This window comes from Caulobacter sp. GW821-FHT12A07 (genome assembly GCF_058807655.1).
On the sequence record NZ_JBXAQX010000009.1, the window covers coordinates 17,139 to 42,729 of the forward strand.

The following is a 25,591-nucleotide window of genomic DNA, read 5'->3' on the forward strand; positions in this document are numbered from 1 at the left end:
TTTGGGGCTCGCCAGATCGAAATTTCTGGCCTTAATGTGGCGACATGGCCGACGCTTCGTTCAAGGACGCGCCGAAGAAACTATCCCACGACGGGCTCGATAGGCCCGACGGCGGAGCGGCGCAAGACAGCGACGACTGGTCGTGGGCGGGTCCTGGGCTCCGCCGCGGCCGCCTCCGGGTGCGAACCCTGCTGGCCCAGCGCTGGCTGACCGTGGCGGGTCAATCGGTGACGGTGCTGTTCTGCGGCCTCGTCCTCGACGTCCAGGTGCCCTACGCCCTCTGCTTCTCGCTGATCGCGCTCTCGGCGTGGTTGAACGTGCTGATCGGCCTGGCCTCGACCGGCCAGCGCATGGCCCGCGACGTCGAGGCCACCGCCCAGATCGCCTTCGACATCCTGCAACTGGCCGGCATGCTCTATCTGACCGGCGGGGTGTTCAATCCGTTCTCCCTGCTGCTGATCGCGCCCGTCACCCTGGCGGCGGCCACCCTGCCGGCGCGCTACGCCCTGGGCCTGGGCGTGCTGGCGGTCATCGTCAGCATCGTGCTGGCCTTCCTCTACATGCCGCTGCCGTCGGCCGCCGGCGTGCCGGCCACGCCCCGGCCCGAGGGCATGGTGGTCATCGCCATCGTCGCGGCCCGGGTGCTGGGGATCGTCGTCACCGGCCTCTACGCCTGGCAGGCGGCGACGGAGTCGGCCCGCATGGAGTTGGCCCTCAACGTCACCGAGACCGTGCTGGCCCGCGAGCAGCGGCTGTCGGCCCTGGGCGCCCTGGCGGCCGCGGCGGCGCACGAACTGGGCACGCCGCTCGCCACCATCTCGGTCGTCGCTCGCGAGATGGCGCGCGGCGCCCCCGACGAGCAGACCCGCGAGGACGCCGAACTGCTGATCGGCCAGGCCGCCCGCTGCCGCGAGATCCTGCAACGCCTGACCGAGATGCCCGAGGCCCAGGACGCCGTGCACGAGCGCATGAGCCTGACCCAGCTGGTGCACGAGATCATCGAGCCGCACATGATCCACGGCGTGCGGGTCGAAGCGGTGGTCAACGGTCCCTCCGGCGAATCCGCGCCCGACGTCTGGCGGCGGGCCGAGGTGATCCACGCCCTGACCTCGATCGTCGAGAACGCCGTCGACTTCGCCCGTTCGGAGGTGATCGTCGTGGCCCGCTTCGACGCCCGCTCGATCCTGATCGAGGTTCGCGACGACGGTCCGGGTTTTTCTCCGGAAGTACTGGCCAAACTAGGCGAACCTTACGTAACGTCACGTCCTGGGGCGGAAGGCTCCCGGACCGGCCACATCGGCATGGGCCTGGGCTTCTTCATCGCCAAGACCCTGTTGGAACGAACAGGGGCGGCGGTGGATTTCAGAAATGGACGACGAGGCGGCGCGGTGGTGGCCGCGCGGTGGCCGCGCCCGGCGATGGAGGCTCCTGGCTTCATCGGCGTTTGAAGACGAAAGACTTGCGAAGTTTTGCAAGTCGTACACATGATGGTGCACGACACCCGGTTGAGTATTGGCGCGGGGAGGCGCTGAGTTCATGGCGGATATCGGTGAACTGGTCGCGGCGCTGCCGGACAAGTCCCTGCTTCTGCTCGACGACGATGCGCCGCTGAGAACGCGGCTCGGTCGAGCTTTGGAACAACGCGGCTTCGAGGTGACGCTTTGCGCCTCGGTGGCCGAGGCGATGAGCACGCTGAAGAGCAACGCCCCGGCCCATGCGGTGCTGGACATGCGGCTCGAGGACGGCTCGGGCCTCAAGGTGGTCGAGGCCGTGCGCGACGCCCGCGCCGACGCCAAGGTCATCATGCTGACCGGCTACGGCAACATCGCCACCGCGGTGGCGGCGGTTAAGGCCGGGGTGGTCGACTATCTCTCCAAGCCGGCCGACGCCGACGACGTGGCCCGCGCCCTGCTGGCCGCCAAGGACGCCGCGCCCGCCCCGCCGGAAAACCCGATGAGCGCCGACCGCGTGCGCTGGGAGCACATCCAGCGGGTCTACGAGATGTGCGGCCACAACGTCTCCGAGACGGCCCGCCGCCTCAACATGCACCGCCGCACCCTGCAACGGATCCTCGCGAAGCGAGCGCCGCGCTAACCCCCTCTCCCCTTGCGGGAGAGGGTGGCCTCCCGAAGGGAGGTCGGGTGAGGGGTCTCTCAAAAGCAAGACGCCGCGACAGCTGACCAGCCGCCGCGGCGTTTTTCGTGGGTGCGACCCCTCATCCGTCGGCTTCGCCGACACCTTCTCCCGCAAGGGGAGAAGGATCGCGCGTCACATCGCCGATATGCCGCCATCCAGCTTCAGCTCGGCCCCGGTCATGAACTTGCTCTCGTCGCTGGCCAGGTAGAGCACGGCGTTGGCGATGTCGTCGGGCTCGCCGATATGGCCCAGCGGGATCTGCCGGCCGAGCTTGGCGTGGGCCTCTTCCTTGCCGATGCGCTGGCTCAGCGGGTCGAGGATAGGCGTGTCGATGAAGGTCGGGTGGATCGAGTTCGAGCGAATGTCGAGCCCCTGCTTGGCGCAGTAGAGGGCGATGTTCTTGCTGAGCAGCCAGACCCCGGCCTTGGAGGCGTTGTAGGCCGGCGAGTTGTGGTTGGCGATCAGGCCGGCGATCGAGCTGATGTTGACGATCGAGCCCGGCTGGTGGGCGCGCATGTGGGTCAGGGCGTGCTTGGCCCCCAGGAAGACGCTGTCGACATTGATCGACATGATCTTCTTCCAGAGGTCGAACTCCATCTGCTCCAGCGGCTTGTCGCCGGCCACCCCGGCGTTGTTGACCAGAACCGAAATCCCGCCGAGGTCGTTCGCCGCCGCTTCGAGGGCCGCGATCCACTGGTCTTCCTGGGTGACGTCGAGGGCGTAGGCGAAGGCCGTGCCGGCGCCGTGGGCGGCGTTGATCTCGGCCGCCACGGCCTTGGCCCCGTCGACATTGATGTCGGCCAGGGCGACCTTGGCGCCCTCCGAGGCCAGCTTGCGCGCCGCCGCCGCGCCCAGTCCCTGGGCCGCGCCGGTGATGAAGGCCTTCTTGCCGGCGACCCGGCCCGTGGTCTGCGCCATTCGGCGTCCTCCCTGAAATTCAAACGATAGTTTGAACCGGATGCGGGAGGAGGGGAAGGGGCAAGAATGCGGCGCCCCTTTCCTTCCCGTCATTCCCGCCCTTGTGGCGGGAAGCCCTCTGTCAGCCGCAAGGGCGGATGAGGCGACGTGCTCAGCACGTCGCTTGCGCCTCACGTGTTAGCGGAACCAGGGTTTCCCGCCACAAGGGCGGGAATGACGGGCATTGAGAGGGGGCGTCTAGAGGCTCGCTATCCCGCGATCGCGTCCATGAACTTCGCCAACTGCACGTCGCGTTCGCTCACGCCGTCGCAGTCGTGAGTGGTCAGGGTCACCTCGACGCGGTTGTAGACGTTGAACCACTCGGGGTGATGGTCGCGCTTGTCGGCCTCGATGGCCACGCGGGTCATGAAGCCGAAGGCGGCGTTGAAGTTGTCGAACCTATAGGTCTTCTCGATGGCGTCCTTGCCGCTGGCGGCGGTCCAGCCTTCGAGCTGGGCGAGGGCGGCGGCGGCGCCGATCTTGGCGGGGGCGGTCATGCGGGCGGCTCCGAAAACGTCAGCCTTCTTCAGAACGCCAATCCGGTCGCCGCCGCAAGCTCGGCAATGGCCTGCTCTTCGCTGCTCACCTTGATGGCGGTCATGCCCAGGGCGGCCGCCGGCTTGCAGTTGACCCCCAGGTCGTCGAGATAGACGCAAGCTTCGGGCGCGACATCCAGCAGCTCGCACATCATCTGGTAGATGCGCGGGTCGGGCTTGCGCACCCCGGCCTTGGAGCTTTCGATCAGGGCGTCGAACAGCGACAGGATCTCGCTCACGGCCGCGGCCTTTTCCGGCGACGAGGCCATGCCCGTCCCATGGCCGGCGCCGGGCACGTTGTTGGTGATGCAGCCGACCTTGAATCGGGCCTTGCAGGCTTTCAGCGCCGCCACCATCCCGGGCCGCACCTCGCCCGACAGCAGCGGCAGCACGTCGGCCCCCGGCACGGCGTGGCCCAGCCGCGTGGACTCCTCCAGGAACAGGGCGTCGAAGGCGGCCGCGTCGATCTCGGCCCGCTCGAACCGCGCCCAGGCGTTGGTGTCGGGATCGACGGCGTTGACCCCGCGCAGGAAGTCGGTCGGCAGGTCGTTGCGCGCCTCGTAGCGGCGGAAGGCTTCGAAGGGCGAGGTGGTGAACACCCCGCCGAAATCCCAGATCACCGCCTCGATCGCCATGACGCCCGCCTCGAACGATTGTTTGAATGTGATCCTAGGCGAGGACGGGCGATGGGAAAAGCCGCCTTCGATCCCGCCTTCGTTCCCCCTGTGATCAACGGCCAAGCTCGCGCCGAGCGCGAAAGAGCGGGCGCGCCTCGCCCGGGTCTGATTTATTAACGGGCCTGGAGTGTTCCCCCATGCGCCATGCTTTCCGCTTCGCCCCGCTGCTGATCGTCGCCGGCCTGGCCTTGGCCGCCCCGGCCCTGGCCCATGATCGCGGCCTGGCCGGCGGTCCGCCCGACCGCGCCAGTCTGCCGGTCGATCCGGAGATCCTGCCGCCCGACACCCGGCCTGGCGAATGCGTCGCCCGCCGCGTCACCGGTCCCGGCGGGGCCTATCGCTGGGAGCGGGTGGAGTGCGACGACGGCGAGCGCGGCTGGAGCGACTTCGACCGCTGGAGCTATGGCCGCCCGCCGCTGCGGGTGGAGGACCACGCCGCCCTGCCGCCGCCGCCTCCGCCGCCGGAATACGCGCCCGACCGCTACAGCCGCCGTCACGACGACGCCGGCTATGACGCCGGCTATCAAGAGGGCGGGTATCGGGATGACGGCTATCGCGGCGACGTCGCCCGCCAGGAAACCTATCGCGGCGGCTCGGCCTATTCGCGCACCGAGGAGTCCTACGAGTCCAGCCGCGAGCGCTACGACAGCGCCGCCAGCGGCTACGCCGAGGCCGGACCGGCTTCCAGCTACGGCTATGCGGCGGCCTACGGCTCTTACGGCGAATACCAGTCGGCCGGCCGCGACGAATACGGCTACCTGGTCTGGCCGGGCAAGCGGCCCTGACCGTTCGACAGCGGCGCGCTCACGCGGCATGAATGGCGTCATGAAGCGTGACCTCAATCGGATGCGAGCGGCGCTCGCGGGGATCGGGCTGGCCCTGTCCGCCTGCGCAAGCGTTCCACGCTCGCCGCCGGGGATCGAGCGCATCACCTACAGACCTTCTCCGCCGCCGTTCTGCGGCGGGCGGTGTGAGCAAACGACCTTCACCGTCGGCGAGGACGGCGTGTTGCGCGGCGAGACCGAGTATCAGGTCCGCTTCGGCGACTGGCGCCGACGGCGCTTTACGCGCCACGTCACGCCCGAGCAGTTCGCGGCCTTCCGTCAGGCGCTGGAAGCCTACAGGCCGGCCGCCGACCGATCGGTCGGGGAAGAAAACTGCAAGGACCATGTCTTCGACTCGGCCGGCGTGATCATCGCGTGGTCGCGCGGCGACGAGCGTCGGACCCTCGTCGTGGATCTCGGCTGCCAGGACGATGGCGAAATGAACGCGGCGCTCGACCAGGCGCCGCGTGCTCTGGGCCTTTGAGGCGCTACAGCAGCCGCAGGAACAGCACCCGCGCCGCGCCGTAGTCGCGGGCGTCCAGGGTCTCGAAGGCTTCCAGCGCCGGATCCGGTTCGCCGACGCCGCGCTCGAACACCACGATGGCGCCCGGGGCCAGCCAGCCGCCGGCGACCAGTTCGGTCAGGGCCTTTTCGCCCAGGCCCTTGGCGTAGGGCGGGTCGAGGAAGGCGATGTCGAAGGCCGGACCGGCGCTGGCGGGGCGGAGACCCAGGTCGGTGGCGTCGCGGCGGTGCACGCGGGTCTGGCCGAACAGGCCGAAGGCGTCGATGTTCTGGCGGATGGCGCCGCGCGCGGCCTCGTTGGTCTCGACGAACAGGCAGTTCACGGCCCCGCGCGAGAGGGCTTCCAGACCGAGGGCCCCCGAGCCGGCGAAGACGTCGATCACCCGCGCCCCGTGCAGTTCCGGCGCCCAGGCGGCGTGCTCGAGGATGTTGAACACGGCCTGGCGGGCGCGGTCCGAGGTCGGACGGGTGGCGTCGCCCGGCGGGGTGGCGATGGTCTTGCCGCGGAACTGGCCGGAGACGATGCGCATCAGGCCGAGGCCTCTTCGGGTTGGTCGATCTCGACGGTCTGCTCGGCCTGCCGGCGCATGTAGCGGCCGCCGGCGATGAAGGCGGCCAGCGCCAGGGCCAGCAGGACCAGGCCCCAGGCGTGGTTGAGAGCGAAGAAGATCAGGCCGCACATCAGGCCGGGCGCGATCGCCACGCGCGCCAGCGTGAACAGGGCCTCGCCCCGATGCACCGGGCCGGTCAGTTCGCCGACGAAGGCCGCGTAGCCCCAGAGGGCCGCCAGGGCGAAGCCGATCGCCGTCACCAGGCCCAGATAGACGATGGCGGCCGCGCCGCCGTGCTCCCACAGCAGTTCGGTGACCAGGGGCAGCAGGCCGATCAGGCCCAGGACGACCAGATTGAGCACGTCGAGCACGCCGTTGGCCGTCCGCAGCCGGGCGAAGATCCGCCGGTGGCTGATCCAGTAGACGCCGATCACCGCGAAGCTGACCGCATAGGCCCACAGCTTGTGGCCCATCTGGCCGAACAGGTCGGCGATGCCGCTCCAGTGCTCGGGCGGGTGGATCTCGATGGCCAGCAGGGTGATGGCGATCGCGAAGACCGCGTCCGAAAACAGCACCAGCCTATGCAGGTGGGGGGCGCTGCCTTCGTGTCCGCCCGCGTTCGCCGTCTTGCTCATGAAACCCCCCGTGGGCGATCGCCCCACAAACACTGGGGCCAAATACCGGGGGATGTGTGCCTTCATCGCCGCGCGGCGGCAAGTCGCGGGGGCGGATCGATCGAAAACCCTTTTCCTTAGCCTCGCGCCGCTCTAGCGAGGAGCAGGGGTTGTACGAGGGGACGGCGGCGTGTTCGAGGACGTGAGAGGATCGGCCTTCCTGGGCGACCTGACGCCGGCCGACCGCCGCATCAGCCGCGTGCTGCTGACCTTGCCCGTGGGCGTGATCGCAGCGGCCCTGGCGGCGATCATCGGGGCGGTCTTCGTCATGGCCCTGTTCGCGGGCTTGGCCCCGGGCGGCTTCGATACGGCCATGGCCCTGATGGAGTCGCTGCGCGATCCGAGCACGGCCGCCGGAACCCTGCAGAGCCTGCTGTTCGTCCTGTGCCTGCTGGCCGCCACCAACGGCGGCATGGCCACGGCCTTCGCCGCCGTCGCCGCCATGCTGCACGAGCGCCGCCTGACGTCCTACCTGACCAGTGCGCCGAGCTTTCGCTGGCGACTGACCCTGCTGGGGCTGGCCTTGTTCGCCGTGACGCTGGGACCGTTGCTGGCGGGCCTGGCCCAGCTCGACCCGCATCCGCCGGCCGCGCCGATCCTGACCCTGACGCCGGATCTCGACAGCCGCTTCGTGCATGCGGCGGGCGCGATCGGCCTGCTGCTGGTCGCCGCGGCGGCCGAGGAGCTGGTGTTCCGTGGCTGGCTGCTGAAGCTTTCGGGCGCCTTCACCCACCGCGCCTGGCTGGTGCTGGCGATCAACGGCCTGCTGTTCTCGGCCATTCACTTCGATCCCAATCCCGACGCCTTCCTGGTGCGGATGGTGCTGGGCGTCGGCCTGGCCTGGGCGACGCTGCGGCTGGGCGGGATCGAGTTCTCGATCGGCGCCCACGCGGCCAACAACATCGTCATCCTGCTGTTCCTGCAGCCGATGACCCTGGCCCCCGAAGCGCCCCACCCCTTCCGCTGGGAGGTGGTTCCGATCGCCGCCGGCATGCTGGCGCTCTATGTGGGTCTGGCCGAACTGGTGGCCCGCACGCCCCGGCTGTCGCGCTGGGCGGGCGTGGTGACGGCCTAGGGTTCTTCCGACCAGCGCAGCGGCGGGGCCTGGGCCTTCAGGGCCAGCATGGCCGCGCGCAGGGCGTCCATGAAGCCGCCGCGCCGGCCGGTCCAGACCACCGGCTCGCCCACCAGCACCGCGCAGTTCAGCGGCACCGGCACGCTGGCGCCCTTGGGCAGCACCCGGCCGGCGCCCTGGATCCACACCGGGATCACCGGCGCCTGCGGGAAGGCCTCGGCCAGGCGGGCGACGCCGCTCTTCAGCTGGCCCATCTCGTCGCTTTCGCCGTCGCCGCGCGTGCCTTCGGGAAAGATCAGCACGATCTCGCCGGCCGCCAGGGCGGCGCGGGCCGGGGCCAGCACGTCCTCGCCGTCGGCCGCCTTGCCGCGCGCCACCGGCACGATGCCGATCACATGGCGCGAGAACCAGCCGATCACCGGATCGCGCAGGAAATAGTCGGCCGCCGCCGCCGGCCGCAGCTTCGACACCGCCCGCGACGGGAACACAGCCAGCATCAGCAGGGTGTCGACATGGCTTGCGTGGTTGGCGGCGATGATCGCCGGACCCTTCAGCGGCAGGCGCTCGCGACCGGTGACGTCCGCGCCTGTCATCAGCACCGCCAGCGGCCGGGCGACGAGCACGAGCAGGAGGAAGCGTAGGAAGCGCACCTCGCCAGCCTAGCTCAGAACTTCTGCAGGCCGAACAGGGCCAGCAGGTGGAAGTAGAGCGGGGCGGTGAAGGTCAGGCTGTCGGCGCGGTCCAGCACCCCGCCGTGGCCGGGAATGGCGTGCGAGGTGTCCTTCACCCCGATGTCGCGCTTGATGGCGCTCATGGTCACGTCGCCGGCGAAGCCCGCCGCCGGCAGCACGAAGGCGACGATGGCCAGGCCCAGGCCCGACAGCGGCGTGAACACCGGGCCGAGAAACCAGATCAGGGCGGCGGTGGTGATCCAGCCGCCGATGAAACCCTCCCAGGTCTTGTTGGGGCTGACCTTGGGCAGGATCTTGTGGCGGCCGACCAGCTTGCCCCAGCAGTATTGGGCGACGTCGTTGAACTCGGTGGCCAGCAGCAGGAAGAACACCAGGCCCGCCGCCCCGGCCGGCAGCGGCTCGCTGTCGGGCACCCGCATCAGGAAGGCCACGACCCCCAGATTGTAGACGCAGGTGACCAGGCCCCAGTGGAAGGTGGCGGCGCTGGCCAGATAGCCGCGCGTCTGGCCGATCAGGGCCATCAGGGCGGGTAGCCCCAGGAACACCCAGACCGGGATGAACACGATGTAGAACATGTAGCGGTCGGCGACGATGAAGCCGTAGGCCGCGATCAGGCAGCCATAGGCCGCCAGGATGGCCGGCCGGTCCTCGCGCCGCCGGACCGCGAGAGACAGGAACTCGCGCAGGGCCAGGAACGAGATGAAGGCGAACACGGTGGTGGTCGCCTGCCAACCCAGCAGCAGCGCCCCGGCCAGCAGGGCGACCATCCCCCACCACGAGGCGATGCGCAGCCGCAGCTCCTCGAACGACTTGCCGGGCTTGAGCAGCGGCAGGACGGCGGCGATGGCGCTGGCGACGCCCAGCAGGATCACCACGCCGCCCAGGCCCGCCAGCAGGGCGGGCGGCTTGGCGGCCAGGAAGGCCTGCGCCCGTCCTATCCAATCGGCGAAATCCATCGACGCTCCCGCTGGCTCGACCTTCGGTATAGCCTAGTTGCGCAGAGGCGTGGAACTTCCCGCCGCCGTCGCCCTTCCGGGAACGACGCCCCGCCGGAAAGCCACCCGATGACCGATGCGCCCGACCTCGACAACCGCCGCCCGCTGAGGAGCCGCCAGACCGCCTGGGCCAAGGGCCTGGCCAAGGCCGTGGCCGGCAAGGGGATCAAGGCCGACGCGATCTCGGGCCTGGGCCTGGCCTTCGCGGGCCTGGGCGGGGCCCTGCTGGCGGCCAGCGGCGGGGTGGACGGCTGGCCGCGCGGCGCGGCCCTGGTCGTGGCGGCCGCCTGCATCCAGCTGCGGCTGGTCTGCAACCTGCTCGACGGCCTGGTGGCGGTGGAGCACGGGCGCGGGAGCCCGTTCGGCCCGATCTGGAACGAACTGCCCGACCGCATCGCCGACGTGCTGCTGCTGGCCGGGGCCGGCTACGGGGCGATGACGGCCGGCTTCTCGGGCGGCCCGGCCCTGGGCTGGCTCGCCGCCGTGCTGGCGGTGCTGACGGCCTATGTGCGCGAGCTCGGCCGAGGCCTCGGCTTTCCCGCCGACTTCTCCGGACCCCTGGCCAAGCCCCAGCGCATGGCGGTGCTGACGGCGGCCTGCGCCGTCGCCGCCTTCGAGCCGCTGTGGCGCGGGCGCGGCGAGGTGCTGTCCCTTGGCCTGGCGGTGATCGCCGTCGGAACCCTGGTCACCGTGGCGCGGCGGACAGGGAACCTCGCCACGCGGCTGGCTGAGAAGGGGTAGGAAGGTCTACCGCTTCGGACCGCGCGGCGCGGGCTTGCCGCCGGTGGTCGGACGCGGGCCCTTGAAGCCGGCGGGCTTGGTGGTCGGGCGAGCCGCCGTCACGTTCCCGCGCACGGCGCCCTGGGGGGCGGCCTTGCTCGCACCGGCCTTGCTGGCCGGTCCTCTGTTCAGAGGCCCCTTGCCCACCGGACCCTTGCCCGCCGCATCCTTGGCCGCGCCCGGGCGCGGGCCCGGCGGCTTGCCGCGCGGCGGGGCCTTGTCGACGAACTTGGTCTCCAGCGACTTGGGCTTGTGGCTCTTGGCCTTGTGGCCGTCGGTGCGGATCTTGGCCTTGGCCCAGCCGGCCTTGTATACCTTCTTTGGCTCCTCGACCTTCGGCGTGGCGATCTGCGGGGCGCGGCCCGAGGGCGCGCGGCGCTGCACCTCGCCGCCGCGCGGACGCTCGCCGTCCTTGGCCACGCCCGGGGCGTAGAGCGGATCGGCGACGCCGACGAATTGCGGCCGGTCGCCCGTGGGCATGTTCTCTTCCGAGATCACGCCTTCGAGCAGTTCGCGGATCACCCGCGGACCGACCTCCTCGACCTGGCCGGTCAGCAGCGTGCCCAGGGCGAACGGGCCGTAGGACAGGCGGATCAGGCGGTTGACCTTCAGGCCCACCGACTCCAGCACCTTGCGGACCTCGCGGTTCTTGCCTTCGCTCAGCGTGATCGTGATCCACACGTTGCGCCCGCCGCCGGCCTTGTCCTGGGCCTTGTCGAGCTTGGCCTCGATCGGGCCGTAGCGGACGCCCTCGATGGTCTTGCCGTCCTTCAGCTTGTCCAGCGTTTCCTGGGTGGCGTGGCCGAAGGCGCGGGCGCGATAGCGGCGGGTCCAGGCGTTCTGCGGCATCTCCAGGGCGCGCGACAGCTCGCCGTCGTTGGTCAGCAGCAGCAGGCCCTCGGAGTTCAGGTCGAGGCGACCGACCGAGATCAGCCGCGGCAGGCCGTGGGGCAGGGCGCCGAACACGGTCGGACGGCCGCCCGGATCGTTGTGGGTGGTCACCAGGCCGGTGGGCTTGTGATAGCGGAACAGGCGGGTCTGCTGGCGATCCTCGACCAGCTTACCGTCGACGACCAGCAGGTCGCCGGGAAACACGCGCACGGCCGGGGTGGTCAGCACCTGGCCGTTCAGCACCACCTTGCCGGCCTCGATCAGCCGCTCGACCTCGCGCCGCGAGGCCACGCCCGCGCGGGCGAGGGCCTTGGCGACGCGCTCGCCGCCCTCGGCGTCGGTGTCGTGCTCGACGGCGTCGTGCAGGGCGGGCTGGTACTTGTCGGTCATGACCGGTGTTCCTTCGATGGGAGGGGCGCATCTCACGATGGGCGTTGAAGAAATCTCATGGCGCCGAACGCCGGAGGGATCAAGGCGCGGACTTTTCGGATCCAAGGTGATATAACAGTATATAACTTATGGATGAGAGGCGGCGATGAAGTACGAACCGCTCAAGCGTCATCTCGAAGGCGCCTATGACCGTGACGAGCTGCGCCTGGCTTTCGACGAGATCGAAGCCGTGCTGGGCTTTCCCCTGCCGCGCTCGGCGCGCGAGCATCAGGCCTGGTGGTCCAACACCCGCATCGGCCACACCCACGCCGCTGCCTGGCTGGACGCCGGCTGGAAGACCTCGGCGCTGGACCTGGCCGGTCGCCGGGTGACCTTCGTTCGCGAGGCCGTGCGGGGCGTCGCCGAGGGCGGGGCGCCGTTTCGCCATCGCGGCGAAGACCTCGCCGTGCCGCTCGACCTGCTGAACCCGGCCGCCGTGCAGATGATCGACCGCCAGGCCGCCTCGGCCGGCGTCCCGCGCGAGGCCGCCGTCGCCCTGCTGCTCAACGACCTGGCCGTCGAGCGCCGCCGGGCCCTGCTGGCCGACCTGGCCCAGCCCCTGCCGGCCGGCGCGACCGACAGCGCCGCTCTGGTGCGCGAGGACCGCGATGGCCGCTGAGGTCGTGCTCGACGCCTCGGTGGCGGCCAAGCTGTTCTTTATCGAAGCCGGCTCCGACGCCGCCCGCGCCCTGGTCCTGTCCGACGCCCGGCTGATCGCGCCCGACCTGCTGTGGATCGAGATCGCCAGCATCGCCGCCCGGCGGGTGCGGACCGACGGGCTGGACGAGGCGCGGGCCGGGCGCGCGGTCTCGGCCCTGGATCAGATCGTCGCCGAGTTTCACCCGATGGGCGGCCTGGCCGATCGCGCCTTCGCCCTGGCGTCGCGACATGGCATGAGCGCCTATGACGCGGCCTATGTCGCCCTCGCCGAGCAGCGCGGGGCGGTGGTGGTCACCGCCGACGCCCGTCTCGTCGCCAAGGCGCGGGGCGCGGGCCTCGACGCGTATGTTCGCCTGCTCGAAGACGGAGGCCGCCCATGACCGACGAAGACGCCATGGCCCTGGCCCTGGAGGAGGCCCGCGCGGCCGCCGAGCGGGGCGAGACGCCGGTGGGGGCGGTGATCCTCGATCCGAGGACGGGCGAGGTGATCGCCCGGGCCGGCAATGGTCCGATCGCCGCCCACGATCCCACCGCCCACGCCGAGATCGCCGCCATGCGGGCGGCGGCGGCGAGGCTCGAGAACTACCGGCTGACCGACCTAACCCTGGTGGTGACCCTGGAGCCCTGCGCCATGTGCGCCGGGGCGATCAGCCACGCCCGCATCGGCCGGGTGGTCTGGGGCGCCGACGATCCCAAGGGCGGGGCGGTGGTGCACGGCCCGAAATTCTTCGCCCAGCCGACCTGTCACTGGCGGCCGGAGACGACGGGCGGGGTGATGGCGCAGGAGAGCGCCGACCTGCTGCGCGGGTTCTTCCGGGCGCGGCGGAAGGCGAAACCCGCTCCGCCGGAAGCCTAGTTCACCATGGCCGAGCCGAGCAGCACCTTCGCGCCCTTCTTGCCCAGCACCCGGTCGGCGGCCTTCTGCATCTCGGCGCCGATATAGTCGAGGTCGGGCGGCGTGCCGCGGCGCAGGCCGGCGGTGTAGGTCATCAGCACCTGGGCGAAGGCCGCGCGCAGGCGCGGGGTCGAGGCCACGGCATATTCCATGACCTTGGGATCCTTGGCCTCGATGCCGGTCTCCAGCGTCATCACGCCCTTGCGGCCGTCGCGGCGGATGGCCGTGGCGGTGATGGTCGGCAGGGCGAAATAGGTCGGCGGCGCCTCCTTCTTGGCCTCGTGGCCGCTGGCGAAAGCGGGCGAGGCGCAAAGACCGGCGAGCGTCAGGACGGCGGCGAGGAGGGCAAGGATGCGGCGCATGGACTTCCCATAACCCGTCGTGGTTGACGTCCTCTTTACGTCTGGTGCGTCACAAACGGCGTTAACCTGGATTGCCCGTGCGTCGTTTTCGCGCGCGGCGGGCGCGAGGAGGCTGATCTTGGGACGCTTTTCACCGCAAACCCTCGACCTCGACGGCAAGGTGATCCTGGTCACCGGCGGTACGGGATCGTTCGGTCGCCGGTTCATCGAGACCGTGCTCAGGCTGTCGGACCCGCGGAAGGTCATCATCTATTCCCGCGACGAGCTGAAGCAGAGCGACATGCAGCTGGAGCTGCGCGAGCAGTTCGACGAGGCCGCCTTCGCCAAGCTGCGCTTCTTTCTCGGCGACGTCCGCGACCGCGAGCGCCTGACCCTGGCCCTGCGCGGCGTCGACATCGTCATCCACGCCGCGGCCCTGAAGCAGGTGCCGGCCGCCGAGTACAATCCGTCCGAATGCATCCACACCAACGTGCTGGGCGCCGAGAACGTGGTCTGGGCCAGCCTCAACAACGGCGTGAAGCAGGTGATCGCCCTGTCGACCGACAAGGCCTGCAACCCGACCAACCTCTATGGCGCCACCAAGCTGGCCTCGGACAAGACCTTCGTGGCGGCCAACAACCTGTCGGGCGACATCGGCACGCGCTTCGCGGTGGTCCGCTACGGCAACGTGGTGGGTTCGCGTGGCAGCGTCGTGCCGCTCTATCGCCGGCTGCTGGCCCAGGGCGCGACCGAGCTGCCGATCACCGATCCGCGCATGACCCGCTTCTGGATCACCCTGACCGAGGGCGTCGACTTCGTGCTGTCGTCGCTGAACCTGATGCGCGGCGGCGAGATCTTCGTGCCCAAGATCCCGTCGATGGCCATGCCGGACCTGGTGAAGGCCATGTCGCCGACGGCGGGGATCAAGGTCATCGGCATCCGTCCCGGCGAGAAGCTGCACGAGATCATGATCAGCGCCGACGACTCGCGCTCGACCGTCGAGTTCGACGACCGCTTCGCCATCGAGCCCAACTTCGCCGAGTTCGGCCGCGTCCCCTATTCGGCGGCCGATGGCGCCAAGCCGGTCGCGGAGGACTTCTCCTACAGCAGCGACAACAACCACGACTGGCTGAGCGCCGACGGCCTGCTGGCCATGCTGGAGGAAAAGGCGGGCTGATGGCCCAGCCGTTCCTCCCCTATGGTCGCCAGACCATCGAGGACGACGACGTCGCCGCCGTCGCCGCCGCCCTGCGGGCCGACTTCCTGACCACGGGGCCGACGGTCGAGGCCTTCGAGACGGCGTTCAAGCAGAAGGTCGGGGCGCAGCACGCCATCGCCACGGCCAACGGCACCGCCACCCTGCACCTGGCCATGCTGGCCCTCGGTGTCGGCGAGGGCGACGTCTGCATCGCCCCGTCGGTGACCTTCCTGGCGACGGCCAACTGCGCCCGCTATGTCGGGGCCGAGGTGGTGTTCGCCGACGTCGATCCGGCCAGCGGCCTGATGACCCCCGACACCCTGGCCGACGCCCTCTCCCGCGTGGGTGAGCGCCGCGTGCGGGCCGTGCTGCCGGTGCATCTGCGCGGCGACGTCTGCGACCTGCCGGCGCTGAAGGCCATGGCCAGCGCGGCCGGCGCGGTGCTGGTCGAGGACGCGCCGCACGCCCTGGGCTCGACCGCGACCTTCGGCAACGAAGAACACCCTGTCGGTGACGGCGCCTATTCGGCCTTCGCCAGCTTCTCGTTCCATCCGGTCAAGACGCTCGCCACCGGCGAGGGCGGCATGCTGACCACCAATGACGCGGCCCTGGCGGCGCGGGCCCGCTCCCTGCGCGGTCACGGCATGGTGCGCCCGGCCGGCGCCGAGCCCTGGGTCTACGAGATGCCGGAGCTGGGCTTCAACTATCGCATCCCCGACGTGCTGTGCGCCCTGGGCATCTCGCAGCTGGCCAAGCTGGACCGCTTCGTCGAGCGTCGGCGGACCCTGACGGCCCGCTACGGCGAGCTGCTGGCCCCGCTGTCGCCGCTGGTGACCCTGGCGGCCAGTCCGACCGGGTCGAACCCGGCCCTGCACCTGCTGACCGTGCTGATCGACTTCGAAGCCGCCATGACCACCCGCGCCGCGGTGGTGGACTCCCTGAAGGCGCAAGGGATCGGCAGCCAGGTGCACTACATCCCCGTGCACCGCCAGCCCTACTATGTGAACCGGTATGGCCTGGCCGATCTGCCCGGCGCCGACGCCTGGTATGACCGCTGCCTGACCCTGCCGCTCTATCCGACCATGGACGACAGCGACGTCGACCGCGTGGTCGAGGCGCTGGCGAAGGCGCTGGGGCTGTAGAAACCTCTCCCATAGGGAGAGGGAGGGGCCCAGGCGAAGCCTGGGAGGGTGAGGGGTTAGGGACGGCGGCCGTTCGCGCGCCGTCGTTCTCGCGAGGATTTTCGGGATTATTCGGTGAGGGCGTACCCCCTCACCCTCCCACGCCTGCGGCGCGGGTCCCTCCCTCTCCCCATGGGAGAGGTTCCTAGAGGTTGGCGCTTCTACCCCGCCGCGTAGATCTCGATGACGGGCGCGATGTCGGTGAAATTGGCGACGTCGGCGTGCAGGCCGGGCGCCGCCGGGCTGTCCAGGCAGGCGCGCATGGCGGCCTCGTCGCGGAAGGTCAGGTGCGCCATCGCCACGAACGGCGCCGGACCGCCGTCCAGGGCCGACACCCCGCGATAGACACGGGCGTCCAGCAGGCCGGTCTCCGCCAAGGCCTCGCGCACCATGCGGATATGGGTGCGGGCGTAATAGTCATGGTCGAAGCGCGCGCCGTCGCGGGCCGGGTAAACGATGCTGATGAAAGCCATGGCGAGTTCCGGGCGGGGCGAGCGGGGGCGGGTCGCCCACGCCCGCCGGTGAAGCTTTGAACCGCTTTACCCTTCGACGCTGATCTGGGCCACCGGCGTGATGTCGGTGAAGTTGGCGACGTCGGCCTGGACCGCCGGGGCCTCGGGGCCGCCGAGCGAGGCCTGCAGCGCGGCGGCGTCGCGGAAGGTCAGGTGCACCATGGCCACGAAAGGCGGCGGCGAACCGTCCGGCCCGGGCACGCCGCGATAGATCGTCGAGCTCACCAGGCCGGTCTTCCCGAAGGCCTTCTCCGCCAGCGGGATATGCACCGTCTTGTAGTAGTCATGATCGAACTTCGCGCCGTCGCGGGCGGGGTAGAAGACACTGAAGACGGCCATGGATGGGCTCCGGGTTCGGGAGCCCGAGACTTGGGGTCTCGCCGGAGCGTGGGCAAGCTTGGAGAAGCGCCTCAGGCCGCCTGTTGCTGCTGCACCAGGCCCTTGAGCAGGTCCAGCGTCTCCGGACTGGCCGCCAGGGCCTCGCGCGCTTCGGGGGCGCGGGCCAGTTTCAGGGCTTCGATGCGGGCGCGGTCGGCGACCGGGCCGGTGGGGCCGGCCTCGCCGGTGGCCAGGCGGGCCAGCAGGGCCAGGCGCTGAGGCAGGGGCGCGGGCGCGCGGACCAGCAGGGCCAGCAGGCGGGCGTCGGCCTCGACCATGCCGCCCACCTCGCCCAGCTTGGCGCACAGCGGCTGGTAGTCCTCGGGCACCAGGCCCGAACGGATCAGCGACTTCTGCAGCGCCGCCAGGGCGGCCAGCTTCACCGACGGGGTGTCGGGGCCCTGGCGCATCTCCTTCTCGAAGCGCATCGCCTGGATGTTGGCCGACAGCCAGCGGGCGGCGTGGCGCTTGTTGACCGCGCCCATGACGTTCTCGGCCAGGCGGATCAGCATGACGATCTCTTCGCGCGCCGAGCGGTCGCGGCCCAGCAGGCTCTCGATGAAGTCGCCGTTGAGCAGGGTCTTGGAGCGGGTGGTGAACGCCGCGGTGATGTCCTCGGCCGGCAGGATGCGGCCGGCGGCGGCCGTCAGGCTCATCGCCAGGGCCCGCAGGTGCTCGATCTCGCTCTCGGCGTCGGTCGGCTTCAGGCGGCGCACGCCGTTCAGCTCCTTGAGCACCCGGCGGGCGATCGAGGCGCGGACGGTGGGAAAGGTGTCGCCGGTCAGCCACTGGCCCAGCCGCTTGGCCGTGCCGGACAGCTCGGGCATGCAGGCCCGGACGCTGGCCTCGATCCGGATCAGCGCCTCGACCTGCGCCCCGCCGGCGAGGCGGGTCATGGCGGCCAGGGTGGCGCCCAGGTCGTCGGCGGTGTTGAGCAGGTCGGCCATGCCGGCCTTGGAGCCGATGATCTCGGCCAGGGGGGTCTCGATGGCGGCCAGGGCGGCGGCGCGGGCCTTGGGCTCGGCCGGCGCGGCGTCGGCCAAGTCGAGCAGGCGGGCGATCTTCTCGCTCCAGTCCTTGGCCGGGGCGATCGAGGCGGCGACGCCGGCCCCCAGCAGGAAGGCGCGGTCCGGATCGGCGGCTAGGCGCTCGGCGGCTTTCGCGAAGCCTTCCTTGTCCAGGTCCGGCAGCTGGCCCTTCTTGAAGGCCTTCATCAGGTTGGCGACCGAGCGCTCGACCAGGCCCTGGAAATTGCGGATCAGCTCGTGGACCGACATGCCCCGGGCCTCGGCCTCGGGAATGGCGATCTTCTGCAGGGCGTGCTGCAGGTCGGTGCCGGAGGCTTCCAGCTTCTCGACCAGGTCGGGCCGGTGCAGCAGTTCGAAAGGCGTGGCCTTGTGGCGGTGCAGCCAGCTTTCCAGCAGGCGGCCGATGCGGTCGCGGGCGTGGGCCGTGTAGAGGTCGGCCGGCTGCACGCACAGCGGCTCCATCTCTTCCACCGGCTTCTTCGGCTTGCCGCCGTCGACCATGCCCTTGGTGAAGATCGAGATGGAGCGATATTCGCGGGTTTCGGGGTCCAGGGTCTCTTTCGAGACCCGCACGGCGACGGCGCGCCCCGAGTTCAGAACCTCCTCGGCCTGGGCCAGGGCGTGGCTGCGGATCTCGGTGGCCATGTCCAGAGTCCATTGCGCGCCGACCTTGCGGCGCACGAATAGCTCGTAATGGACCTGGTCGCTCATGGGCTGATGGGGCTCCTGAGACTCGACTATGGCGTATGAGACCTTAAGGCGAGGTTGAGGGGCCAAGACCGGTGTTTTGCGCTTTCTTCGTACTGGGCTTCGTACTGGGCTTCGTACTGGGCTTCGTATCGGGCTTGGTATCGGCGCGGCGGATCGACGCCTCATGTGTGTCCAAGCCCGCCACGCCCCGGCCGCAATAGGGTTCGAAAAGGCCGGATGGAAAGCTTGGCCGCTCCGTGCGTTGTAGCGGAGCGCCAGGGTCGATAGGATCGGCCCACGGATTTTCGGAGGATTACACGGCTTGGCCGAGATCACGCTCATCGACGACGACGAAAACATCGTTGCTTCGGTCTCTCTGGCCCTGGAGAGCCATGGCCACACGGTGAAGGCCTATTACGACGGCGTCTCCGGGCTCGAGGCGGTGGAAAGCAATCCGCCCGACCTCGTCATCCTGGACGTCAAGATGCCGCGCATGGACGGCATGGAAGTGCTGCGCCGCCTGCGCCAGTCGACCGAGACGCCGGTCATCATGCTGACCTCGAAGGACGACGAGATCGACGAGATCCTCGGCTTCAACCTCGGCGCCGACGACTACATGCACAAGCCGTTCAGCCAGCGCCTGCTGCTCGAGCGGGTGAAGGCCGTGCTGCGTCGCGCCCGTCCCGAGGAAGAGGATCCCGCGGCCCCGGCCGCCGGCGCCGCCGGCTCGAAGATGATGAAGCGCGGCAAGCTGACGCTCGACCCGGCCCGCCACGACAGCCTGTGGGACGGCAAGCCGGTGCGCCTGACGGTCACCGAGTTCCTGCTGCTGCAATCGCTGGCCCAGCGTCCCGGCTTCGTGAAGAGCCGCGACAACCTGATGGACGCCGCCTACGACGATCAGGTCTATGTCGACGACCGCACCATCGACAGCCACATCAAGCGGATGCGCAAGAAGTTCCGCCAGGTGGACCCCGAGTTCGATTCCATCGAAACCCTGTATGGCGTCGGCTACCGCTACCGCGAGGCCTGAGCCGGGTCCCGACCCGGCGCCGCGCGAGCGGCGCCGGCTGGCCTGGCCGCGCGCTTCGCGGCTGGGGCGGCTGATCATCGGCCTGAATCTGCTTGCGCTGGCCATCCTGGTGGTCGGCGCCCTCGTGCTCAACGAGCTGCGCAACGGCCTGATCAACGCGCGGATCGACAGCCTCAGCACCCAGGGCGAACTGATCGCCAACATCATCGAACGGGCCGCCACCGTGGGCGAGCCCGAGCCGGCGCTCGACGTGGCGGCGGCCAACGACATCCTGCAATCGTTCTTCGCCGGCCATTCGCAGCGCGCCCGCCTCTATGACGGCCAGGGCCGGCTGCTGGCCGACTCCTACCTCGTCGAGGACCGCGTCGAGTGGAAGGTGCTGCCGCCCGCCCGCAAGGCCGGCGACAACGGCTTCCGGCTGTCGCTGCAGGACAAGGACGCCAAGCCCCGCGCCCTGGAGCGCGCCCGCGCCGAGTTCGAGCAGGAGATCGCCCGCGCCCGTATGGGCGAGACGGTCAAGCAGCAGCGCGTGGCCGAGAACGGCGAGCGGGTGGTGTCGGTGTCGATTCCGATCCAGCACGTCCGGGCGGTCCTGGGCGTGCTGACCGTCGAGGCCGGCGACGTCGACGAGATCATCACCGCCGAGCGCAAGGCCCTGCTGCCCTTCGTGCTGGTGGCCGTGGGCGCGGTGCTGGTGTCGAGCGTGCTGCTGCACCGCCTGGTGGCCCAGCCGGTGCTGCGCATGGCCCGGGCCGCCGACCACGTGCGCCTGGAGGGCGCGCGGGCCATCAGCCTGCCCGACATCTCGCGCCGCAACGACGAGATCGGCGACCTTTCCCGATCCCTTGAAGAAATGACCGAGGCCCTGTCCGAGCGGATGGGGGCCATCGAGCGGTTCGCCGCCGACGTGGCCCACGAGATCAAGAACCCCCTGACCTCGATCCGTTCGGCCATCGAGACCCTGGACCTCGTCACCGAGCCCAAGGCCCGCCAGCGCCTGCTCGGCATCCTGCAACAGGACGTCGGGCGGCTGGATCGCCTGGTCACCGACATCTCCAACGCCTCCAGGCTCGATGCGGAACTGTCGCGCGAGGCGCCGCGGCCGATCGATCTGGCCCGCCTGCTGACCGAGACGGCGGCCATCTATCAGGGCCAGGTGCGCGGCGAGGAGCCGCCGTTCAGCGTCCGTGTGGCGCTGGCCGGCCTGCCGACCGGTCCGGTCCGGGTGCTGGCGCGGGAGATCCCCGTGGGCCAGGTGTTCCGCAACCTGATCGACAACGCCCGCTCGTTCAGCGCCGGCGACGGCGAGGTGCGGGTCGGGCTGGTCCGCCAGAACGGCCGGCTGACGACGACGGTCGAGGACGACGGCCCGGGCATTCCGGCCGACAATCTGGAGACCATCTTCGAGCGCTTCTACACCTCGCGGCCCAAGGGCCGGGCGTTCGGCGGCAATTCAGGCCTGGGCCTGTCGATCGCCCGCCAGATCGTCGAGGCGCACGGCGGCAGGATCCACGCCGAGAACCGCCAGGACGAGACCGGCAAGGTGATCGGCGCGCGGTTCGTGGTCGAACTGCCCGAGCATCGCGACGGCCATCACAATCATGGCCACGGCCATGGGGGCCGCGAGTGATCCGCCACGCCGGGCTGGTGGCCCGCCTGGTCGGCGGCCGCTGGCGCGGGGCGCTGATCCAAGGGGCCTCGGGCGCGGGAAAGAGCGATCTGGCCCTGCGGACCCTGGAGGCGGGCTTTCGCCTGGTCGCCGACGATAGGGTGGTGACCTTCGCTTCCGACGGCCGGCTCTACGGCCGCGCGCCCGATCCTCTGGCCGGTCTGGTCGAGATCCGGGGCTTCGGCGTGGTCTCCGAGCCGGCTTTGCGCCTCGCCGAGATCACGCTGGTGGTGCGCTGCGTCGAGGCCCCGGAACGCGTCGAACGCCTGCCCGAGCCTCGGTTTGAAGTGGTTTTGGGCGTTTCCGTACCCGTCTTCGACCTGTGGCCGCTCGAACCCGCCGCTCCGACGAAGATCGCACGCATGCTGGAGCATCTTGGAGTCGCTCCCTAACAAGCGTATCAAGGCGGCCCGCGCGGCGCCTCCCTGCCGTTTCGGGCGAAGGGGATCCCGTTTGAGAGACCAGGCATGATCGGGCTCGTGATCGTCACGCACGGGCGATTGGCGGAGGAATTCGTTTCCGCCATGGAGCATGTGGTGGGGCCGCAGACCGCGGTGAAGGCCATCTGCATCGGGCCGGAAGACGACATGGAGCGTCGCCGGTCGGACATTCTGAAGGCTTGCGCCGCCGTCGACGACGGCGCCGGGGTCATTCTGCTGACCGACATGTTCGGCGGCACGCCCAGCAACCTGGCCATCTCGGTCATGGAGCAGACCAAGGCCGAGGTCATCGCCGGCCTGAACCTGCCGATGCTGATCAAGCTGGCCAGCGTGCGCACCCGCGACGACCTCGACGCCTGCGTCGCCCACGCCCAGGAGGCTGGACGGAAATACATCTCCGTGGCCTCCTACGTGCTGGCGGGAGAAAAATGAGTCGAACGGCGACAGCCACGGTCGAGATCGTCAACGAGCGCGGGCTGCACGCCCGGGCTTCGGCCAAGTTCGTCAAGCTGGCCTCGGGCTTCGACGCCGAGGTCAAGGTCGCCCGCGAGGGCTCCAGCGTCGACGCCCGCTCGATCATGGGCCTGATGATGCTGGCCGCCGGCATCGGCTCGACCATCGACATCGCCGCCGAAGGCCCCGAAGCCGAAGCCGCCGTGGATGCGCTGGTGGAGCTGGTCGGAAACCGGTTCGACGAGGAGCGCTGAGGCTTCCGGCCTCCTCCCAAAATCCCGTCATTCTCGCCCTTGTGGCGAGAACCCCTCTGTCAGCCGCAGGTGCGGATGAGGCGGATCGCTGGCGATCCGCTTGCGCCTCACATGCGAGCGGAACCAGGGTTTCCCGCCACGAGGGCGGGAATGACGGGAGAAAATAGGCGCAAAAGCAAAAGGGCGGCCCCGAGAGGCCGCCCTTCGCATGTTCGGCTCTTGCGAACCCCTACTTCACCGGCTTGCCGTCGGCGTCGATCACCTGGATGTCGAGCTTCAGGGCCTTGAGCTTGGGTTCGACGACGGCGCGGTCGCCGACGATCACCCAGACCAGCTCGTCCGGCTTGATCGCCTTCTTCGCCGCCGCCGTGGCGCTGTCGATGGTCACCGCCCGCACGTCGGCCGGATAGTTGTCGAAATAGCTGTCGGGCAGGCCGTAATTGACCAGCTCGCCGATCGAGCCGGCCACGGCGTCGCCGGTCTCCCAGTTGCCGGGCATCGACAGGGTCAGGCTGTTCTGGGCCTTGGCCAGCTCGGCCGGGGTGATCGGGCGCGCGCCGATGATTTCGGTCAGCTCCTTGCGGGCCTCGACGAAGGACTCGGCGGTCTTGTCGGTCTGCACCGGCGCGCGGATCAGGAACAGGCGCGAGCCGCGGGCGTCGCGCACGCCCGACGAGGCGCCGTACGACCAGTGCTTGTCCTCGCGCAGGTTCATGTTCAGGCGCGAGACGAAGTCGCCGCCGAACACCGTGTTGAAGGTGTCCAGCGCGGCTTGCTCTGACGGATCGCGCGGCGGCAGCAGGTCGCCGGCGGCGATCACCGACTGTTGGGCCCCGGGCTTGTCGATCAGGTAGACGGCGGCCTTGGCGGGGGCGGCGACCACCGGCGGCTTGGACTTGGTCTGGGCGCCCTTCCAGCCGCCCAGCTGGGCTTCCAGCTTGGGCAGAAGTTCGGCCAGGGTGGTGTCGCCCACCACGACCAGGGTGGCGCCCTGCGGCTGCAGCCAGGTCTTCTGGAAGCGCACCAGGTCGTCGCGGGTGATCGAGGCGATCGAGGCCTCGGTCGTCAGCTGGCCGTAGGGCGAGCCCGCGCCGTAGGTCAGGACCGGCAGGATGCGGCCCGACATCGCCTGAGGGTTCTGCTTGGCCTGCTGGATGGCGGCGATGTTCTGCTTCTTGAACCGGTCGAGGTCCTCGGGCTTGAAGGCCGGGTTCTGCAGCACGTCGGCATAGATCGCCAGGGCCGGGTCGAGGGTGGTGGTCAGGGTGTTCAGGGTGACCTGCGTGAAGTCCAGGCCGCTGCCCGAGCCGACGCCCGCGCCCAGCTGGGCCAGTTCGCGGCTGATGGTCAGGCCGTCGCGATGCGTCGTGCCTTCGGTCAGCATGCTGGTGGCCACGCCGGTCAGGCCCGCCTTGTCGCCGGCGCTGGCGGCGACGCCGGCGTCGAACACCATGTTCATGCGGATCTGCGGCGTCTCGTGGCGCTCGGCCAGGATCACCTTGACGCCGTTCGACAGGGTGGCGCGCTCGAGCTTGACGAAGGCCGGGGCCTTGGTCGCGCCGACCTCGGGCATGGTCTTGCGATCGACGCCCGGCGTGGTCGTATAGGTCGGGAACGGCGTCACCGTCAGGGTGAAGTCGCCGTCGGTCAGCCAGGTCTTGCCGGCCGTCTGCAGCTGGGCCGCCGTGGCCCCCCGAACGCGCTCAAGGCTCTCCTTGTAGGCGTCCGGCGATCCGAGGAAGACTTGGCTTTCGGCCAGGATGTCGGACTTGCCGCCGAAGCCGCCGATCCGCTCGACGCCGCGCACGAAGTTCGACAGGTGCAGGGTGCGGACCTTGGCCACCTCCTCGGGGGTGGGGCCGTCGCGCAGCAGGCGCTGGAACTCCTCGTCGAAGGCCTTCTCGACCGCCGCCGGGTCGCCGCCCGGCTTGACCGTCAGGATGACCAGGAACTGGCTGCCGATCTCGCTGGTCGAGACGGTGGCGCCGACATTGGTGGCGATCTGGTCGGTGTAGACGAGGCGCTTGTAGAGGCGCGAGGTCTTGTCGGAGACCAGCACGTCGCTGAGCAGATCCAGGTAGTCGATGTCGGCCGCGCCGTATTCCGGCACGTTCCAGACCTTGTAGATCCGGGCCTGGGGCACGCGGTCCTGCATGTCGGCGCGCTGGCTGCCGGTGCGCTTGGCCACCCAGGCCTTCTGGTGGGTGAGGGGCGGGCCCGAGGGGATGTCGCCGAAGTACTTCTCGACCTTGGCTTTTGCCTCGGCCGGGGTGATGTCGCCAGCCAGCACGAGGGTGGCGTTGGCCGGGCCGTAGTAGTTCTTGAACCAGTCCTTGACGTCGTCCAGCGAGGCCGCGTCGAGGTCCTCCATCTCGCCGATGACCGTGTGGCCGTAGGGGTGGTCGGCGTCGTAGGTGCTGGCGGTGATCACGTCCCAGACCTGGCCGTAGGGCTGGTTCTGGCCCTGGCGCTTCTCGTTCTGGACGACGCCGCGCTGCTCGTCGAGGCGGGCCTTGTCGATGGCGCCGACGAGGTGGCCCATGCGGTCGCTTTCCAGCCACAGCACCTGGTCCAGGGCCGCGGTCGGCACGTTCTGGAAGTAGTTGGTGCGGTCGGTGTTGGTGGTGCCGTTCATGTCGGTGGCGCCCAGCTTCTCCAGCGCCTTGAACCAGTCGTCGTTGAAGTTCTCCGAGCCGTTGAACATCAGGTGCTCGAAGAGGTGGGCGAAGCCCGTGCGGCGCTTGGGCTCGTTCTTGGAGCCGACGTGGTACCAGACGTTCACGGCCACGATCGGGGCCTTGTGGTCCTCGTGGACGATCACGGTCAGGCCGTTGGGCAGCACGAACTTGCTGTAGGGGATGTCGACTTCGGGCAGCTGGGCCAGCTGGCCGGTGACCTTGGCCGCCGGCTTTGGCGCGGCTTGGGCCAGCACGGGGTTGGCGAGGAGCAACGCCGCGACGGCGGCGGAGGCGAACAGCTTCATGAAAGGCCCCGAATAGGTTTCGCGCAAAAGCGAAGATGCCCCGCACCATAGGTTGCGGGGCCTCCGGGACAAGCGAGCGGCGTGCGCCGCCGGATTAAATTTCGTCCAGAAATGCTCGAGCTTGGGGGTGGGCTTGT

At 69.8% G+C, this 25,591-nt stretch carries 29 protein-coding genes; 16 read left to right on the forward strand and 13 right to left on the reverse strand.

Annotated features, from left to right (window positions below; genetic code table 11):
- Window positions 1–44: 44 nt before the first annotated feature.
- Window positions 45–1,448: an ActS/PrrB/RegB family redox-sensitive histidine kinase gene (locus tag AC1RRS_RS17685; protein ID WP_492856254.1), complete on the forward strand. Its 1,404-nt coding sequence runs from the start codon at window positions 45–47 to the stop codon at window positions 1,446–1,448.
- A gap of 88 nt (window positions 1,449–1,536) precedes the next feature.
- The gene (gene spdR / locus AC1RRS_RS17690; RefSeq protein ID WP_110120159.1) at window positions 1,537–2,094 is read left to right on the forward strand and encodes a stationary phase response regulator transcription factor SpdR; all 558 of its coding nucleotides are present in this window, start codon (window positions 1,537–1,539) and stop codon (window positions 2,092–2,094) included.
- A 174-nt stretch (window positions 2,095–2,268) separates the two neighbouring features.
- Here the strand turns inward: spdR and AC1RRS_RS17695 are convergent, their stop codons facing one another.
- The 3 genes from AC1RRS_RS17695 to AC1RRS_RS17705 all read right to left on the reverse strand — a co-directional run bounded on the left by AC1RRS_RS17695 (window position 2,269) and on the right by AC1RRS_RS17705 (window position 4,264).
- Complete coding sequence (locus tag AC1RRS_RS17695) at window positions 2,269–3,054, reverse strand: SDR family oxidoreductase (protein ID WP_487290201.1); 786 nt, start codon at window positions 3,052–3,054, stop codon at window positions 2,269–2,271.
- Between the two features lie 248 nt (window positions 3,055–3,302).
- The gene (locus tag AC1RRS_RS17700) at window positions 3,303–3,590 is read right to left on the reverse strand and encodes a 4a-hydroxytetrahydrobiopterin dehydratase (protein WP_492856255.1); all 288 of its coding nucleotides are present in this window, start codon (window positions 3,588–3,590) and stop codon (window positions 3,303–3,305) included.
- Between the two features lie 29 nt (window positions 3,591–3,619).
- The gene (locus AC1RRS_RS17705; RefSeq protein WP_492856256.1) at window positions 3,620–4,264 is read right to left on the reverse strand and encodes an HAD-IA family hydrolase; all 645 of its coding nucleotides are present in this window, start codon (window positions 4,262–4,264) and stop codon (window positions 3,620–3,622) included.
- Between the two features lie 179 nt (window positions 4,265–4,443).
- Between AC1RRS_RS17705 and AC1RRS_RS17710 the strand changes: the two genes are divergently transcribed.
- A complete protein-coding gene (locus AC1RRS_RS17710) occupies window positions 4,444–5,091 on the forward strand; it encodes a hypothetical protein (RefSeq protein ID WP_492856257.1) in 648 nt (215 codons plus the stop codon).
- Between the two features lie 40 nt (window positions 5,092–5,131).
- Window positions 5,132–5,614, forward strand: coding sequence for a hypothetical protein (locus tag AC1RRS_RS17715; protein ID WP_492856258.1), 483 nt, complete (start codon window positions 5,132–5,134; stop codon window positions 5,612–5,614).
- Between the two features lie 4 nt (window positions 5,615–5,618).
- On the opposite strand, the gene rsmD is transcribed toward AC1RRS_RS17715, so the two are convergent.
- Together rsmD and AC1RRS_RS17725 are read right to left on the reverse strand one after the other, a co-directional pair.
- A complete protein-coding gene (rsmD, locus tag AC1RRS_RS17720; RefSeq protein WP_492856259.1) occupies window positions 5,619–6,182 on the reverse strand; it encodes a 16S rRNA (guanine(966)-N(2))-methyltransferase RsmD in 564 nt (187 codons plus the stop codon).
- Entirely contained in the window at window positions 6,182–6,838 is a 657-nt protein-coding gene (locus AC1RRS_RS17725; protein WP_492856260.1) for a TMEM175 family protein, read from the reverse strand. Before AC1RRS_RS17725 ends, rsmD begins: the two co-directional genes overlap by 1 nt.
- 169 nt (window positions 6,839–7,007) lie before the next feature.
- Here AC1RRS_RS17725 and AC1RRS_RS17730 point away from each other — a divergent pair, with 169 nt between their 5' ends.
- On the forward strand, window positions 7,008–7,952 hold the full coding sequence (locus AC1RRS_RS17730; protein ID WP_492856261.1) for a CPBP family intramembrane glutamic endopeptidase: 945 nt from the start codon (window positions 7,008–7,010) through the stop codon (window positions 7,950–7,952).
- On the opposite strand, the gene AC1RRS_RS17735 is transcribed toward AC1RRS_RS17730, so the two are convergent.
- Both AC1RRS_RS17735 and AC1RRS_RS17740 read right to left on the reverse strand, forming a co-directional pair.
- Window positions 7,949–8,602 carry a lysophospholipid acyltransferase family protein gene (locus tag AC1RRS_RS17735; protein ID WP_492856262.1) on the reverse strand — a complete coding sequence of 218 codons (654 nt, stop codon included), beginning with the start codon at window positions 8,600–8,602 and terminating at the stop codon, window positions 7,949–7,951. The genes AC1RRS_RS17730 and AC1RRS_RS17735 overlap by 4 nt on opposite strands.
- Window positions 8,603–8,616: 14 nt before the next feature.
- Window positions 8,617–9,600, reverse strand: a complete 984-nt coding sequence (locus AC1RRS_RS17740) for a phosphatidate cytidylyltransferase (protein ID WP_492856263.1) — start codon at window positions 9,598–9,600, stop codon at window positions 8,617–8,619.
- Window positions 9,601–9,708: 108 nt separating this feature from the next.
- Between AC1RRS_RS17740 and AC1RRS_RS17745 the strand changes: the two genes are divergently transcribed.
- Complete coding sequence (locus tag AC1RRS_RS17745) at window positions 9,709–10,380, forward strand: CDP-alcohol phosphatidyltransferase family protein (RefSeq protein ID WP_492856264.1); 672 nt, start codon at window positions 9,709–9,711, stop codon at window positions 10,378–10,380.
- 6 nt (window positions 10,381–10,386) lie between these two features.
- Here AC1RRS_RS17745 and AC1RRS_RS17750 read toward each other — a convergent pair whose 3' ends face one another.
- Complete coding sequence (locus AC1RRS_RS17750; protein ID WP_492856265.1) at window positions 10,387–11,700, reverse strand: pseudouridine synthase; 1,314 nt, start codon at window positions 11,698–11,700, stop codon at window positions 10,387–10,389.
- A 145-nt stretch (window positions 11,701–11,845) separates the two neighbouring features.
- Between AC1RRS_RS17750 and AC1RRS_RS17755 the strand changes: the two genes are divergently transcribed.
- Genes AC1RRS_RS17755 through AC1RRS_RS17765 form a run of 3 tightly spaced genes read left to right on the forward strand, consistent with a single transcriptional unit; the run spans window position 11,846 to window position 13,255 of the window.
- Window positions 11,846–12,358: a DUF7662 domain-containing protein gene (locus tag AC1RRS_RS17755; protein WP_492856266.1), complete on the forward strand. Its 513-nt coding sequence runs from the start codon at window positions 11,846–11,848 to the stop codon at window positions 12,356–12,358.
- Entirely contained in the window at window positions 12,348–12,779 is a 432-nt protein-coding gene (locus AC1RRS_RS17760; protein WP_492856267.1) for a type II toxin-antitoxin system VapC family toxin, read from the forward strand. The genes AC1RRS_RS17755 and AC1RRS_RS17760 overlap by 11 nt, the downstream gene beginning before the upstream one ends.
- A complete protein-coding gene (locus AC1RRS_RS17765) occupies window positions 12,776–13,255 on the forward strand; it encodes a nucleoside deaminase (protein ID WP_492856268.1) in 480 nt (159 codons plus the stop codon). The genes AC1RRS_RS17760 and AC1RRS_RS17765 overlap by 4 nt, the downstream gene beginning before the upstream one ends.
- On the opposite strand, the gene AC1RRS_RS17770 is transcribed toward AC1RRS_RS17765, so the two are convergent.
- The gene (locus AC1RRS_RS17770; RefSeq protein WP_492856269.1) at window positions 13,252–13,656 is read right to left on the reverse strand and encodes a hypothetical protein; all 405 of its coding nucleotides are present in this window, start codon (window positions 13,654–13,656) and stop codon (window positions 13,252–13,254) included. The genes AC1RRS_RS17765 and AC1RRS_RS17770 overlap by 4 nt on opposite strands.
- Window positions 13,657–13,774: 118 nt before the next feature.
- On the opposite strand from AC1RRS_RS17770, the gene pseB reads away from it, so the two are divergent.
- Both pseB and pseC read left to right on the forward strand, forming a co-directional pair.
- Complete coding sequence (gene pseB, locus AC1RRS_RS17775; protein ID WP_487290188.1) at window positions 13,775–14,812, forward strand: UDP-N-acetylglucosamine 4,6-dehydratase (inverting); 1,038 nt, start codon at window positions 13,775–13,777, stop codon at window positions 14,810–14,812.
- Window positions 14,812–15,975, forward strand: a complete 1,164-nt coding sequence (gene pseC, locus AC1RRS_RS17780; RefSeq protein ID WP_492856270.1) for a UDP-4-amino-4,6-dideoxy-N-acetyl-beta-L-altrosamine transaminase — start codon at window positions 14,812–14,814, stop codon at window positions 15,973–15,975. The genes pseB and pseC overlap by 1 nt, the downstream gene beginning before the upstream one ends.
- Before the next feature lie 200 nt (window positions 15,976–16,175).
- Here pseC and AC1RRS_RS17785 read toward each other — a convergent pair whose 3' ends face one another.
- From AC1RRS_RS17785 to AC1RRS_RS17795, 3 genes are all read right to left on the reverse strand, one after another.
- Window positions 16,176–16,487: an EthD family reductase gene (locus tag AC1RRS_RS17785; RefSeq protein ID WP_492856271.1), complete on the reverse strand. Its 312-nt coding sequence runs from the start codon at window positions 16,485–16,487 to the stop codon at window positions 16,176–16,178.
- 66 nt (window positions 16,488–16,553) lie between these two features.
- A complete protein-coding gene (locus AC1RRS_RS17790; RefSeq protein ID WP_492856272.1) occupies window positions 16,554–16,865 on the reverse strand; it encodes an EthD family reductase in 312 nt (103 codons plus the stop codon).
- Window positions 16,866–16,936: 71 nt separating this feature from the next.
- Window positions 16,937–18,643 carry a hypothetical protein gene (locus tag AC1RRS_RS17795; protein WP_492856273.1) on the reverse strand — a complete coding sequence of 569 codons (1,707 nt, stop codon included), beginning with the start codon at window positions 18,641–18,643 and terminating at the stop codon, window positions 16,937–16,939.
- 301 nt (window positions 18,644–18,944) lie between these two features.
- Between AC1RRS_RS17795 and chvI the strand changes: the two genes are divergently transcribed.
- The 5 genes from chvI (at window position 18,945) to AC1RRS_RS17820 (ending at window position 22,471) form a co-directional block, all read left to right on the forward strand.
- Window positions 18,945–19,655, forward strand: coding sequence for a two-component response regulator ChvI (chvI, locus tag AC1RRS_RS17800; RefSeq protein ID WP_487290184.1), 711 nt, complete (start codon window positions 18,945–18,947; stop codon window positions 19,653–19,655).
- Entirely contained in the window at window positions 19,624–21,285 is a 1,662-nt protein-coding gene (gene chvG / locus AC1RRS_RS17805) for a two-component sensor histidine kinase ChvG (protein ID WP_492856274.1), read from the forward strand. Before chvI ends, chvG begins: the two co-directional genes overlap by 32 nt.
- A complete protein-coding gene (locus tag AC1RRS_RS17810; protein WP_492856275.1) occupies window positions 21,282–21,716 on the forward strand; it encodes an HPr kinase/phosphorylase in 435 nt (144 codons plus the stop codon). The genes chvG and AC1RRS_RS17810 overlap by 4 nt, the downstream gene beginning before the upstream one ends.
- A 75-nt stretch (window positions 21,717–21,791) precedes the next feature.
- On the forward strand, window positions 21,792–22,196 hold the full coding sequence (locus tag AC1RRS_RS17815; RefSeq protein WP_058348726.1) for a PTS sugar transporter subunit IIA: 405 nt from the start codon (window positions 21,792–21,794) through the stop codon (window positions 22,194–22,196).
- Window positions 22,193–22,471: an HPr family phosphocarrier protein gene (locus tag AC1RRS_RS17820; protein ID WP_110119891.1), complete on the forward strand. Its 279-nt coding sequence runs from the start codon at window positions 22,193–22,195 to the stop codon at window positions 22,469–22,471. The genes AC1RRS_RS17815 and AC1RRS_RS17820 overlap by 4 nt, the downstream gene beginning before the upstream one ends.
- 229 nt (window positions 22,472–22,700) lie before the next feature.
- On the opposite strand, the gene AC1RRS_RS17825 is transcribed toward AC1RRS_RS17820, so the two are convergent.
- Entirely contained in the window at window positions 22,701–25,454 is a 2,754-nt protein-coding gene (locus tag AC1RRS_RS17825; protein ID WP_492856276.1) for a M16 family metallopeptidase, read from the reverse strand.
- Window positions 25,455–25,591 lie beyond the last annotated feature (137 nt).